13 protein-coding genes are annotated in these 13,388 nt (G+C 64.2%); 11 read left to right on the plus strand and 2 right to left on the minus strand.

The annotated features are described in order from the left end of the window. Nucleotides 1-87: 87 nt before the first annotated feature. Nucleotides 88-2,211: a S9 family peptidase gene (locus tag SI859A1_RS04125; protein ID WP_009208598.1), complete on the minus strand. Its 2,124-nt coding sequence runs from the start codon at nucleotides 2,209-2,211 to the stop codon at nucleotides 88-90. A 374-nt stretch (nucleotides 2,212-2,585) separates the two neighbouring features. On the opposite strand from SI859A1_RS04125, the gene SI859A1_RS04130 reads away from it, so the two are divergent. The 9 genes from SI859A1_RS04130 to SI859A1_RS04170 all read left to right on the plus strand — a co-directional run bounded on the left by SI859A1_RS04130 (nucleotide 2,586) and on the right by SI859A1_RS04170 (nucleotide 9,926). Next, the gene (locus tag SI859A1_RS04130; protein WP_009208599.1) at nucleotides 2,586-4,943 is read left to right on the plus strand and encodes a putative monovalent cation/H+ antiporter subunit A; all 2,358 of its coding nucleotides are present in this window, start codon (nucleotides 2,586-2,588) and stop codon (nucleotides 4,941-4,943) included. Beyond that, nucleotides 4,940-5,359: a Na(+)/H(+) antiporter subunit B gene (locus tag SI859A1_RS04135; RefSeq protein WP_005363582.1), complete on the plus strand. Its 420-nt coding sequence runs from the start codon at nucleotides 4,940-4,942 to the stop codon at nucleotides 5,357-5,359. The genes SI859A1_RS04130 and SI859A1_RS04135 overlap by 4 nt, the downstream gene beginning before the upstream one ends. After that, a complete protein-coding gene (locus tag SI859A1_RS04140) occupies nucleotides 5,359-5,736 on the plus strand; it encodes a Na+/H+ antiporter subunit C (protein WP_005363584.1) in 378 nt (125 codons plus the stop codon). The genes SI859A1_RS04135 and SI859A1_RS04140 overlap by 1 nt, the downstream gene beginning before the upstream one ends. Nucleotide 5,737: 1 nt before the next feature. Beyond that, the gene (locus SI859A1_RS04145) at nucleotides 5,738-7,438 is read left to right on the plus strand and encodes a proton-conducting transporter transmembrane domain-containing protein (protein WP_009208600.1); all 1,701 of its coding nucleotides are present in this window, start codon (nucleotides 5,738-5,740) and stop codon (nucleotides 7,436-7,438) included. Then, nucleotides 7,435-7,908, plus strand: a complete 474-nt coding sequence (locus SI859A1_RS04150; RefSeq protein WP_009208601.1) for a Na+/H+ antiporter subunit E — start codon at nucleotides 7,435-7,437, stop codon at nucleotides 7,906-7,908. Before SI859A1_RS04145 ends, SI859A1_RS04150 begins: the two co-directional genes overlap by 4 nt. Beyond that, a complete protein-coding gene (locus tag SI859A1_RS04155; RefSeq protein WP_009208602.1) occupies nucleotides 7,905-8,279 on the plus strand; it encodes a cation:proton antiporter in 375 nt (124 codons plus the stop codon). The genes SI859A1_RS04150 and SI859A1_RS04155 overlap by 4 nt, the downstream gene beginning before the upstream one ends. Beyond that, a complete protein-coding gene (gene mnhG / locus SI859A1_RS04160; protein ID WP_050767429.1) occupies nucleotides 8,276-8,677 on the plus strand; it encodes a monovalent cation/H(+) antiporter subunit G in 402 nt (133 codons plus the stop codon). The genes SI859A1_RS04155 and mnhG overlap by 4 nt, the downstream gene beginning before the upstream one ends. A gap of 25 nt (nucleotides 8,678-8,702) precedes the next feature. Next, nucleotides 8,703-9,071 carry a DUF423 domain-containing protein gene (locus SI859A1_RS04165; protein ID WP_040325225.1) on the plus strand — a complete coding sequence of 123 codons (369 nt, stop codon included), beginning with the start codon at nucleotides 8,703-8,705 and terminating at the stop codon, nucleotides 9,069-9,071. A 66-nt stretch (nucleotides 9,072-9,137) separates the two neighbouring features. Beyond that, entirely contained in the window at nucleotides 9,138-9,926 is a 789-nt protein-coding gene (locus SI859A1_RS04170; protein WP_009208604.1) for an SDR family NAD(P)-dependent oxidoreductase, read from the plus strand. A gap of 49 nt (nucleotides 9,927-9,975) precedes the next feature. Here the strand turns inward: SI859A1_RS04170 and SI859A1_RS04175 are convergent, their stop codons facing one another. Further along, on the minus strand, nucleotides 9,976-11,592 hold the full coding sequence (locus SI859A1_RS04175) for a peptide chain release factor 3 (protein ID WP_244400900.1): 1,617 nt from the start codon (nucleotides 11,590-11,592) through the stop codon (nucleotides 9,976-9,978). A gap of 598 nt (nucleotides 11,593-12,190) precedes the next feature. On the opposite strand from SI859A1_RS04175, the gene rsfS reads away from it, so the two are divergent. Continuing rightward, the gene (gene rsfS, locus SI859A1_RS04180; protein WP_009208606.1) at nucleotides 12,191-12,616 is read left to right on the plus strand and encodes a ribosome silencing factor; all 426 of its coding nucleotides are present in this window, start codon (nucleotides 12,191-12,193) and stop codon (nucleotides 12,614-12,616) included. A 111-nt stretch (nucleotides 12,617-12,727) separates the two neighbouring features. Further along, nucleotides 12,728-13,210, plus strand: coding sequence for a 23S rRNA (pseudouridine(1915)-N(3))-methyltransferase RlmH (gene rlmH, locus SI859A1_RS04185; RefSeq protein WP_009208607.1), 483 nt, complete (start codon nucleotides 12,728-12,730; stop codon nucleotides 13,208-13,210). Nucleotides 13,211-13,388: the final 178 nt, after the last annotated feature.

A 13,388-nucleotide genomic window follows, 5' to 3' on the forward strand; every position in this document is an offset into this window, starting at 1 on the left:
GCCCAGTATTATGCCAGCCGGTACCGGCCGCATTCGCTGATGTTGGCATGGCGAAGGGCCCTCCCGCCCGCCATGCGCTTATTCGGATCAGCCGGTGGTCAGCGTATCCTTGCCCATCAGCCGCAGTGCGAAGGCATCGACGAAGGCGACTTCCTCCAGCTTGGAGAAGCGGCCGGAAGCGCCGCCATGGCCGGAATCCATGTTGGTCCGCAGGATGACCGGGTTGTCGTCGGTCTTCATGTCGCGCAGCCGCGCGACCCATTTCGCCGGCTCCCAGTAGGTCACGCGCGGGTCGGTGAGCCCGGCAAGGACCAGCATTGGCGGATAGGCCTGCTTCTTCACGTTGTCGTATGGACTGTAGGACGCGATCACCTCGTAGTCCTCGCCGGACAGGATGGGGTTGCCCCATTCGGGCCATTCCGGCGGGGTCAGGGGCAGGGTGTCGTCGAGCATGGTGTTGAGCACGTCGACGAAGGGCACGACGGCAATGACGCCGCCGAACTTTTCCGGCGCCATGTTGGCGACGGCACCCATCAGCATGCCGCCAGCCGAACCGCCATGGGCGACGATTCGCTCGTAGCGCGTGTAGTTCTGCGCGACGAGGTGGTCGGCACAGGCGATGAAGTCGGTGAAGGTGTTGGCCTTGTTGCGCCGGCGGCCGGCATCGTACCAGGCAAAGCCCTTGTCCTTGCCGCCGCGGATATGGGCGATGGCATAGACGAAACCGCGATCGACCAGCGACAGCGCGTTGGCGTTGAACGAGGCTGGGATTGCGATGCCGTAGGAGCCGTAGCCGTAGAGAAGGCACGGCGCCGAACCGTCGAGCGGCGTATCCTTGCGGTAGAGTAGCGAGATCGGCACCAGCTCGCCGTCCTTCGCCGGCGCCATGATGCGCCGGGTCACGTAGTCTGCCGGCTCGTGGCCGGAGGGGACTTCCTGCGTCTTCAGAAGCGTGCGTTCGCGTGTGGTCAGATCATAGTCGAAGGTCTGGCTCGGCGTTGTCGGCGAGGAATAGCTGAAGCGGATCGTGTCCGTGTCGAATTCGTAGGAGCCGGCGAGGCCCAGCGAATAAGCTTCCTCCTCGAAGGCGATGGCGTGCTCCTCGCCATCCGAGAGGCGCTTGACGACGATCCGCGGCAGACCGTCCCGGCGCTCCAGCCAGACGAGGTGGCGCTTCAGGATCATGTGGTTGAGAATCAGCCGGCCGCTCTCATGCGGGACATAGTCCGTCCAGTCGGAGCGTCTGGCTGCGTCGGTTGGGGCAGTGACGATCTTGAAGTCCGGCGCGCCGTCGGCATTGGTGCGGATGTAGAGGCAGCCGCCACCTTCGTCGACGTCGTATTCGACGCCGGTCTCGCGTTCGGCCACGAGCCGCGGCTCGGCGGCGGGATTGTTTGCCGGCAGCAGCCAGCATTCGGACGTCTCGTGGTCGTGAATGTCGATGAGCATGAAATCGCCGGACTGGGTCTTGTCGACATCCATGAAGAAGCCGGTGTCGGTCTCCTCGTAGATCAGGCGGTCATCGTGCGGATCGCTGCCTAGGCGGTGGTAGAAGACCCGGCTCGGGCGGTGATTGCTGTCGAGGCGCGTGTAAAAGAAGCCGTCGGAGCGCGCCGACCAGGCTGCACCGCCGCTGGTGTCCTCGATCGTGTAGTCGAGGTCCTTGCCGCTTTCGAGATCGCGGATCGAAAGGGTGTAGAACTCCGAGCCCTTGTCGTCATGCGTCCAGGCGAGGCAGCGATGGTCGGTGGAATGGGCAATGCCGCCGAGCGAGAAATAGGCGCGGTCGGCGGCCTCGACCTGTCCGTCCAGAAGCACGGTCTCCTCGTCGTCGTTGCCGTCCCGCGGCCGGCGAACGAAGCGGGGATATTCCGCACCGGTCACATAGGAGATGCCGTAGGCCCACGGTCCGTCAGGTGCCGGAACGGAGGAATCATCCTCTTTGATCCGGCCGCGCATTTCCTTGACCAGCGCCTCGCGCAGTTCCGTGGTGCCGGCCATGACGGCTTCCTGATAGGCGTTCTCCGCAACCAGATGATCGCGGATCTGCGGGTCGAGCACCGCCGTGTCCTTGAACACGTCCTGCCAGTTTGGCGCGCGCAGCCAGGCGTACTCGTCCGAACGTTCACGCCCGTGGCGGATGTCGGTCACCGGACGGCGTTCGGCCTGGGGCGGTGCGGGGATGTGCGGCAGTGTCTTGGTGTCGGTCATCGAGCCTGTCTTGCTGACGTCTCTGGGAAGGGCGGACAATATCGCGGATGCTGCACCGATGGGTGCGGAACGTCGTGGGGAGGACAATCGGGAAAGAGCCCCATTCACTGGCAGGTACACCTCGTCCTGCGCCGGGCTATCCCCAGCATTTCGTCCGCGTTCGCGGCGCCTTATGCCGATGGCCGCGGTTACGCATCCAACTATGCACCGGGGTAGGCTGCCGCAACCCGCCGCCGCAATCATCGACGGACGCCCATTTCATCAAAACTTGGTCAGACACGTTGCCTTGCCGCAGCGAACTTGGCTTCGTATGAGGGGGCAATGATGCGACGCGTGTGCTTCGCTATCGATGGAAACGGGGAGCGAAGCAGCGCATGACGGGGATCGAGGCCAACAGCGGATTTCTCGCGCTCGCCCTGCCATTTCTCGCTGCGGCCCTGGCGCCCGTCCTTACCCGCTTCCTGAAGCAGCATTCGTGCTGGGTGCTGGCATTGGCACCGGCCTTCGCGTTCCTGATCTTTCTCGGCGCGCTGCCGGAAGTGGCTGGCGGGAACGTGTTTCTCTTCGGCCTCGACTGGATCCCGTCCTTCGACGTCCGGTTCTCGTTCCGGCTGGATGGCTTGTCCTCGACCTTCGCTCTGCTGATCACCGGCATCGGTACGCTGATCATCCTGTATTCCGGCGGCTACCTTGCCGGGCATCGAGATCAGGGACGCTTCCTGTCCTTCATGCTCATGTTCATGGGCGCCATGCTCGGGCTCGTCATGTCCGACGACCTGATGACTCTGATCGTCTATTGGGAACTCACCTCGATCACCTCCTTCCTGCTCATCGGTTTCGATCATGAGCGGGGCGCGGCGCGGCGCGGCGCGATCCAGGCGCTGGTGATCACCGGCGGCGGTGGCCTGGCGCTGATGGCGGGTCTGATCGCGATCCGGGAGCTGACAGGGCTGACTTCGCTCAGCGAGGTTCTCGCGGCCGGCGACGCGTTGCGTGAAGGCAGCTTCTACGTTCCGATCCTGATTCTCGTTCTGGCGGGTGCCTTCACCAAATCGGCGCAGATGCCGTTCCATGTCTGGCTGCCGAACGCGATGGAAGCGCCGACTCCGGTCTCGGCCTATCTGCATTCGGCCACGATGGTGAAGGCCGGCGTCTACCTCCTGCTGCGCCTCCATCCGGCGCTCGGGGACACCGCGCTCTGGACGACGATCCTGCCGCTGTTCGGCGCGGTGACGCTGGTGGTGGGCGCGCTTCTGGCGGTCCGGGCGACGGACATCAAGATCACGCTGGCCTATACGACGGTCGCCTCCCTTGGCCTTCTGGTGATGCTGATCGGCGTGGGAACCGAGACGGCGATCATCGGCGCGGTGCTCTATCTGATCGCTCATTCGCTGTTCAAGGGCGGCCTGTTCATGGTCGCCGGATCGGTGGACCACGGCGCTCACACCCGCGAGATCGATCATCTGGGCGGCCTCGGCAGGGCGATGCCGATCACCTTCGCGGCCGCGCTGCTTTGCGCGCTATCCATGGGCGGGATCACGCCCTTCGTCGGCTTCCTCGCCAAGGAGGAAATCTATCATGCGCTGGAGTATGGCGATCCGTATCATGTCGCCCTGATCTGCGCGGCGATCGCCGGCAACGCGCTGATGTTCGCGGCGGCCTTCATCGTGGCTCTGAAGCCCTTCATTGGGCGCATGCCGGAAACCATCCACCATCCGCATGAGGGTGCGCCGACCATCTGGCTCGGGCCTCTCGTCCTCGGTGTGTGCGGTCTCGTCGGCGGGTTGTTCTACGGCGCCTATCACGCGCTGTTCTCGTCGCCGATGGCCTCGGCGGCCTTCGGCGAGCCGGTGGCCATCGAGATCGGCTGGATGCCGCATCTCAACCTCGCCTTTGTCCTGTCGCTGGCGACCATCGCGCTGGGCGTGGTGATCTATCTTCTGTCGGAGCGACTGCGCGCCGCGCTGACCGCGCTGCTCGCTGCGATCGGCTGGGGGCCGGATCACGGCTTCGACCAGGCAATGCGCGGGCTGATCCGCGGTGCCTTTGCGATCACGAACTTCCTGCAGTCCGGCCGGCTCGACTATTACATGACCGCGACCGTCGCGGTGATGACCGCGGCACTGTTCGGGGCGATGGCCTATACCGGCGGTTGGCCGGCGATGCCGGAATTCCCGCAGGTCACCTATTACGAGTGGATCGTTCTGGCGCTGCTCCTGTGCGGTCTCTTCGCCGTGGTCGTCGCCAAGAACCGGCTGACGGCGATCGTCTCGCTGGGTATCCAGGGCTTCGCCGTCGCCCTCATCTTCATGCTGATGGGCGCGCCGGATCTCTCCTTCACCCAGTTCATGGTCGAAACCTTGTCGGTGGTGATCCTCGCCCTCGCGATCACCCGGCTAAAGCTGTCGCCGACCGATCATCGTCCGACCCGGGAGAAGCTGCCGGATGCGGCGCTGGCGGCGGCGGCCGGCGCGGGCTTCGGCCTGTTCCTGCTGGCAGTCGTTCAACGGCCGTTCGATTCCGTCCTGTCGGACTTCTTCGAACGCTACAGCTACGCCATCGCCCATGGCCGCAACATCGTGAACGTCATCCTCGTCGACTTCCGCGGCATCGATACGATGGGCGAGATCGCCGTGGTCATGACCACCGGGCTGGGCGTCCTCGCGCTGATCCGCGTCCGGGTGAAGCGCCGTAATCCGCGACCCGCCGATCCGATGGAGGTGACGCCATGAGAACGGTCATCTTCCGTTTCACCGCGCCGTATCTGACCAGCCTGATGGTGCTGTTCTCGATCTTCGTCTTGCTGCGCGGCCATAACGAGCCCGGTGGTGGCTTCATCGGCGGCCTGATCGCCGCATCGGCCTTTGCAATCTACGGCATCGCCTGCGGCGTCGCGCCGGTGCGGCGGGCTCTCTATTTCCATCCCATGGCGATTGCCGGCAGTGGGCTGATGCTCGCCGTCCTGTCCGGCGTCGTGTCCATGGTCGTGAGCGTCGAGTTCCTGACCGGCGTCTGGAGCTTTCCGGCATTTCTCGGCGGTGACGTCGGAATCTCGACACCGCTGTTCTTCGACATCGGCGTCTATCTCGTCGTGGTCGGTGCGATCAGTACGATCGGGCTCGCCCTCGAGGAAAGGGAGACGGACTGATGGAGACTGCACTCACCGTCGTCGTCGGCTGTATCTTTGCCGTCGCCTTCTACCTGCTCCTGTCCAAGCACATCATCCGCATGCTGCTGGGCGTCGTGCTGCTCGGGAATGCGGTCAATCTTCTGATCTTCACCGTTGGCCGCCTCGGGCCGATCGCGCCGCCGATCATTCCCACCGAGCTGGCCATGCCGGACGGGCCGATCGCCAATCCGTTGCCGCAAGCCCTGATCCTGACCGCGATCGTGATCTCGTTCTCCTTCTTCGCCTTCCTGCTGGTGCTGACCTATCGCGCCTATCAGGACCTTGGCACCGACGACACCGACCAGATGCGCATCGCAGAACCCGAGGACCAGGGGCTTCCGCCCCTGGGATACTGACATGGCGACGACAGGCACCGCGGATACGGGCGGACACGGCGAACTGGCGGCACTGAAGGCAGAGGCGATGGTGACCGGCCCCGTTGCCGGGTCGGACTATCTCATCGTGCTGCCGGTGGTGATCTGCTTCATCTTCGGGGCAGCGCTCCTGATGATGCGCAAGCGCACAAACCGTCAGCCGTGGATCGCGATCCCTGGCCTTGTACTGCTCTTCGCCGTCGATCTGGCACTTCTCGCCAAGGTCGCGACCGAGGGAACGCAGACCATGATGATGGGTGGCTGGAAACCGCCCTTCGGCATTGCTTTCACCGTCGATCTGATGGGGGCTTTGTTTGTCACCGTAACCGGTTTCGTCGCGCTGGCCTGCGGGATCTATGCCGTCGCATCCATCTCCCCGACCGAGCGGCGCTACGGCTTTTACCCGTTTCTGTTCCTGATGATCGGCGGCGTCTCCGGCGCCTTCCTGACCGGCGACATCTTCAACCTCTATGTCTGGCTCGAGGTGCTGCTGATCGGATCCTTCGGGCTCCTGATCCTGGGCTCCGAACACGAACAGCTCGACGGCGCGACCAAGTACTGCTTCCTGAACCTCGTCGGCACGACGCTGTTTCTGATCACCACCGCCTATCTTTACGGCGTGTTCGGCACGCTCAACATGGCCGATATCGCGGCGAAGGCCGCAACGATGGAGGGTGACAGCGCCGTCACCATCATCGCCGTCATGTATCTCGTCGCCTTCGCGCTGAAGGCGGCTGCCTTCCCGCTGAACGCTTGGTTGCCGGCCTCCTATCACACGCCGCGCTTCGTCGTGTCTGCGCTGTTCGCGGGCTTGCTGACCAAGGTCGGCGTCTACGGCATCATGCGCGTCCTGATGATGCTGTTTCCGCCCGAACATCAGGTGCTGGTGCCGCTGATCGCGTGGATTGCCGGTCTGACGATGCTTTTGGGCGCACTCGGCGCTTTGGCGCAGACCGATCTCCGACGGCTCCTGAACTATATGGTGATTGCGGGCATCGGCACGATCCTTGCCGGTCTTGCCGTGCCGCAGGTCGCGTCCGTGATGGTGGCGCAGGCCGATGGCGAGGCTGCCATGCTTGCGACCGCCGCGGCAATTCCTGCGGCCCAGACGGGGCTGGCGGGAGCGATCTACTACGCGCTGCATTCCATCGTCGTGATGACGGCTCTGTTCCTGGCCGCCGGCGTTGCGGCACGCCTCAACGGTTCGTCCTCACTGGCTGAAATGGGTGGGCTCTGGCGCCGCTATCCGCTGCTGGCGGCTCTCATGCTGGTGTTCCTGTTCGGCGTGTCGGGCCTGCCGCCCTTCTCCGGTTTCTGGCCGAAGGTTGCGCTGGTTCGCGCGACGATTCTCGCCGATTTGCCGTGGCTTGCGGCGACCATTCTGGTGTCCGGCTTCCTCCTGACCATTGCCAGTGCCCGGGTCTTCGCTTTGGCTTTCTGGCGTCCGCTACCGGCGATGAGCGCAGCAGGCAGCGATGGCGAAGCCGGTCAGATCGAGAGGGAGCAATTCCAGGCGCCGGGACCCGACAAGCCATTGTCGCTCATTCCGCTACTGGCGCTGGCCGCGTTCGTGGTTGCCGCCGGCGTATGGCCCGAATGGCTGGCTCAGCTGACCAGCGCGGCGGCGGCAGGCGTTCTTGATCCGGCGGCCTATCTGCAATCGGTGTTCGGAGGCGCGTCGTGAGGCTCTCGCTCTTCAACCTTGTTCTGGCGCTGATCTGGGTCATCGTCTCCGGGTCGTTTACGCTCATCAACCTTCTGTTCGGCTTCGCGCTCGGTGCAGCCGCGCTCTACCTCATCCGCGAGCAGGTCGGCACGGTCGGCTATATCGGCCGTGCGAAACGGATATTCGCGCTGATCTTGCTGTTCCTGGTCGAACTCATCAAATCGGCCTGGCGTGTGGCGGTCCTGGTGCTGAAGCCGCGTATGGATCTGAAGCCCGGGATATTTGCCTATCCGCTGAAGGTGGAGAGCGATTTCGAGATTACGCTGCTGGCCAACCTCATCACCCTGACGCCGGGCACGCTGTCGGTCGATGTGTCCGAGGATCGCTCTACCCTTTATGTGCACGCCATCGACTGTTCTGACCCCGAAGCTGCCCGTGCGGATATCGCCACCGGGTTCGAGGCCAAGATCCTGGAAGCGTTCCGATGAGCCTTCATGATTTCGCAGTGGGCCTCTTTGCGATCTCCGTGGATGTCGCATTGGTGCTCTTGGGCCTCGCCTTTTTCTTCACCGTGATCCGCATCATGGTCGGACCGACGCTGCCGGACCGGGTACTCGGCCTCGACATGCTGACCAGCGTCGCCATCGGCTTCATTGCCGTCATCGGCATCGACACGGGCTTCACGCTCTATGTCGATATCGCGATCGCGCTCGGCCTCGTCGGCTTCCTGGCAACGGTGGCCTTTGCGCGATTCATCCAGGCGCGCGGCAAGACCGAGGAAGAACGCTTAGAGGCATTGCCGTTCCGCGATCCGCAATCGCGTCACGTCGAGCCGCTTGAGGAAGGGAAGACGAAATGATCGCCGACCTCGTCCTCATCGTCTCCGCACTCCTGATGCTGGCCGGTGCCGCCTTTGCTGCCATCGCGGCAATGGGCATCCTGCGGCTGCCGGACCTCTACACCCGGATGCATTCGGCCTCGAAGGCCGGATCGGTCGGATCGGGCATGCTGCTGATCGCACTGGCGCTGACGGCGGATTCTACTCCGGTGGCGCTTCGGGCGCTCGCTGCGGTCGCGTTCTTTCTGTTGACTGCGCCGCTGTCGGCGCACCTCCTCGCCAAGGCGTCCTATGCGGTTGGCTATCAGCTCTGGCCCCAGTCGGTGCTCGATGAAATGCCGCCGGTTCAACCGACGACGGAAGCGTCCCAGACGCCCCATCCGACCGTTCCTGCCGACCGGAACGGCGGGCAGGCCTGATAGGTCGGTTTACAAAGGCGTCCCCATGACCGCACTCCTTGTCTGCTTCGCCGGCCTCTTCGGAGCCGCAGGCGTCGTTGGGGCTGCCGTGGCAGCGCATGGCGGCGGCGACGCACAGTTGGCTGCGACCGCCGCGGCGATTGCTCTCGTCCACGCACCATCGCTGCTCGGCCTTGCCGCGTTCGTTTCCAGAATGCCGCGGCTCGCTCCGCTGTCCGGCCTCCTGACCATTGTTGGAACGCTTCTGTTTTCCGGTGATCTGGCGGCCCGAATTGCCTGGGGCGAGCGACTGTTCGCCAATGCCGCGCCCCTCGGCGGAACCCTGCTGATCGCAGGTTGGCTCATGGTCGGCGTCGCCGGAATCGGGCTCGCCATACGCCGCCCCACATCGTAGCCGACGAACCGGGCGCAGGTCGCAGCGCCGTTTCACCTGCCGCAGTCCATTTCATGGGAGAGGATCATGACAAACGGGTTCGACCAAGCGCTCTTCGCAGGCCAGACGGTCGTCGTCACCGGGGCCGGGCGCGGGATCGGCGCTGCGGTCGCGCGGACGTTCCTTGCGACGGGTGCGGCAGTTGTCGCCCATGTCGGCCGCACCGTGGAGCATGCGGAGAATGACCTTCTGGCAGGCCTACCCGATGCGCACCGCGCGCGGCTGACGGCGCTCGTGGGGGATTTGGCGCAGCCGGACGGTGGCGAAACGCTGGCACGCGCTATCCTCGCGGAGACCGGTGACCGCATCGACGTTCTCGTCAACAATGCAGGCACGATGGGCGGCCGGGTTGCTGCCGGCGAGGTAACGCAGGCCCAGTACGATCAGGTCGTCGATCTGAACGTTCGCTCGGTCGTCACGCTGACGACCGCGCTGCTGCCCGCGCTGAAGGCGACCGGAGGGGCGTCTATCGTCAACACCTCGTCGATCTCGGCGACGATCGGGGGCAGTGCCGGTTCGTCGCTCTATTCGGCGTCGAAGGCGTTCATCTCGACCTGGACGCGGGCGCTCGCCCGCGAACTCGCGCCCGACCATATTCGCGTCAACGCGGTGTCGCCGGGCACCATCATGACCGACTTCCACCGCCGTTACTCGACACAGGAAAAGCTCGACGCAACGGCGGCATCGATCCCGCTGAAGCGGCTCGGCACTGCCGAGGACTGCGCGCCGGCCTATCTGTTTCTCGCCAGTCCCATCCTGTCCGGATACGTGACCGGACAGGTGATCGAGGTGAATGGCGGCCAGTTCATGGGCTGAGGCCGGCAGAGGCAGGCACATCTCGCGACAATTGCGAGCCTGTGGCCAGCTACTGTCCGACGATCTCGCGGGTAGAATCGAAGACGATGTCCTTGTTGCGGTCCTGGATGTAACGCAGGTCCCATTCGTCCCGGCACAGATAGACCGGCCGCTCGTCGCGATCGCGCGCGACATGGGTGACGTTGTCCTTGACGAAGGCCTGCAGGGTCGACTCGTTTTCGCAGCGGATCCAGCGCGCCACGTTGAACGGCACCGGCTCGAAGCTGACATCGGCCTTGTATTCTCCGGCGATGCGGGAGGCGAGCACGTCCAGTTGCAGGGGGCCGACGACGCCGACGATCCAGTCGGAGCCGATCGACGAGCGGAAGACCTGCACCAGACCTTCCTCGGCCAGATCCTCAAGACCCCGGCGAAGCTGTTTCAGCTTCATCGAATCTTCGAGCCGGACACGGCGGAGCACTTCCGGCGCGAAGGCGGGAAGCCCCGTGAACCGGAAGCTTTCGCCTTCGGTCAGCGTGTCGCCGACGCGCAGTGTGCCGTGGTTTGGAATGCCGATGACGTCGCCGGCGAAAGCTTCTTCCGTCAGCGCGCGTTCCTGGGCGAAGAAGTAGATCGGATTCGACACGGCCAGTTGCTTGGCCGAGCGGACATGGTCGAGCTTCATGCCGCGCTTGAAATGGCCGGAGCAGAACCGCACGAAGGCGACACGGTCGCGGTGCTTGGGATCCATGTTCGCCTGCACCTTGAAGACGAAGCCGGACACTTTGTCGCCCTCCGGGGCGATGGGCCCCTTGTCGGAAGGTTGCGGCCGCGGTGCCGGGGCATGCGCGGCAATCAGGTCCATCAGGCGGTCGACGGCGAAGTTCTGCAATGCGCTGCCGAAGACCACCGGGGTCAGATGACCCTGGCGATAGGCGACGGGGTCGAAATCGGCATAGCCCTCGGCCGCGAGCTCCGCCGCATCGCGGAAGCCGGCATAGGTGTCGGGGTGCATCACCTTGGCGAGACCGGGATCGTCCAGGCCGCCCTCGAAATGCACCGTCTTGTCGCTGCCGGCGACGAGAAAGTCGTTGGCGGCAAGATCGTAGCAGCCTTTGAACAAGCCGCCCTGGCCGACCGGCCAGACCACCGGCGCGACGGTGAGGGCGAGCTGCTCCTCGATCTGATCGAGCAGTTCGAAGGGGTCGAGGCCTTCGCGGTCGATCTTGTTGATGAAGGTGACAATCGGGATGTCGCGCAGCCGGCAGATCTCGAACAGCTTGCGCGTCTGCGCCTCGATGCCCTTGGCTGCGTCGATCACCATGATCGCGCTGTCGACGGCGGTCAGCGTCCGATAGGTATCCTCGGAAAAGTCACTGTGGCCGGGGGTGTCGAGCAGGTTGAAGGTGATGCCGTGCTTCTCGAAGGTCATGACCGAGGAGGTGACCGAGATGCCGCGGTTCTTCTCGATGTCCATCCAGTCGGATTTGGCGCGCCGGCCATTGCCTTTGGAGCGGACGGCACCGGCCATCTCGATGGCGCCGCCGGCCAGAAGCAGCTTCTCGGTTAGCGTCGTCTTGCCGGCGTCGGGATGCGAGATGATGGCGAAGGTGCGCCGGGTCGTATGATCGGATCGCGTGGCCGAGGCATTGGCACGGGTCGGCAGGGTATCGGCGGTCGCGCTCACGAGAAACTTCTCCAGATCGAAATGGTGTTGCCGCACCATGCGGCGGCGGGGCCGAACGCCGGTTGGCGGTCAGTCGCGTCGGGACGCCGGATGGCCGTTCGGTTCTGCCCGCGGAACGTCGCCGGCGACGCGCTCCTGCAACTGCATGCCGCCAGATAGTCGCTTTCGGTGCAAATTGCACGCCCGCTGCATTGGCGTGCAGGTGTCTTTGGCGGAATCCCAATCGGCTACGTGCCGGATGCCATTGTCGCAGGGCAGGGCGGTCGTCCTGGAAGTTGCGAGGTCGGCGCCGGGCCACTGCCATCCGGGACGCAGGCGTATCCTAGCTCCAACTGTCACTCGTTCTAGGTGGTGCTGGCTATGGTGGCACAAGTGGTGCGTTAGGGTGCGCCCAGTCGCTCCGCCCAAACACGACGGAATGATCGCGCGTTGCTACCCGGGTTAGAGAACGACCTGACACCCGTGTCGCGTTGTGCTGTCGCCGCAACGGGAGTTCTGCTGATTGCGCCAGATGTCTTGAAACGGACACGGATGGCTGCCTACATGAGACCTGATCAGGGCCAATCGGGACTCTGGTCCGCGCCCGTGGAAAGGGAAATTGACACTGAGACCTGCGGCTGAAACGAAGGACGTCTTCGAGACCTCTCCTTCTGACGCGCCCGCCACCGATGCTACGGTTGGCCGGTCCGCAATCGAACTCGTCACCTCGAGTCTGGAAGATTCGAAGGGCGAAGACATCGTCTCCATTGACATGCAGGGCAAGTCCGCACTGGCCGATCACATGGTGATCGTTTCCGGTCGGTCGAACCGTCATGTCAGCGCCGTCGCCGGCAACCTCCTTCGGGATCTCAAGCAGCAAGGCTTCGGGTCTGAGATGAAGGTGGAAGGCCTGCAGAACGGCGACTGGGTACTGATCGATACGGGCGACATCATCGTCCATATCTTCCGTCCCGAAGTCCGCAGCTTCTACAACATCGAGAAGATGTGGACGGTCGGCGACGCCGGAGATTCGACGGTACACTAGAGCCCTGCGCGTCCCCGAAGGGGACGTCGCAGTTTCTGGACCGCGGCGGCGAGGCTGGCTGTGGCCAGAACATAACGATGAGCAGGCTTCGGCCGAGAAGGAGCTCGGGCGATGCGGCTGACCATTGTGGCCATCGGGCGGATGAAAGCCGGTCCCGAGCGTGAGCTTGCTGATCGCTATCTTGATCGCCTCAAGAAGACGGGCGGAGCGCTGGGGCTGGATTATGCCGGCCTTTCCGAATTCCCCGAATCGCGTCTGTCCACGACAGCCGAACGAAAACGCGACGAGGCGGCGCGGCTGATTGCGCCCTTGGCGGAGGCGAGTGTGCGGATCGTTCTCGACGAAAGGGGGCGAACGCTTTCGTCGGAAGAGTTCGCAGCAGCATTGGCAGATTTTCGCGATGCGGGACGGCGCGATGCTGCAGTCCTCATCGGCGGCCCCGACGGCCATGATGAGGCGCTCCGGTCTTCAGCCGATCTGGCGCTATCGCTCGGTCGCCTGACCTATCCCCATCAGATCGCGCGCATTCTCATCGCCGAGCAGCTCTACCGCGCGGCGACCATCCTGGCGGGCCATCCCTACCACCGGAGCTGATCTACAGGGCCGGACAGGCAACGAGAGATGCGGTCCGGGGGGCGGCAACGGGAACTGCCGGGATGTGCGGGCCAAGATTGTGGATATGCCCGCACGGTGGCGTTCGCAGCCTGCTCGTCAGGCGATGGTTGATTGCTTGTTAACGGCCTGATTCTATCCTCCAAATCAGCTATGACAT

This window comes from Aurantimonas manganoxydans SI85-9A1 (assembly GCF_000153465.1).
Taxonomy (GTDB): domain Bacteria; phylum Pseudomonadota; class Alphaproteobacteria; order Rhizobiales; family Rhizobiaceae; genus Aurantimonas; species Aurantimonas manganoxydans.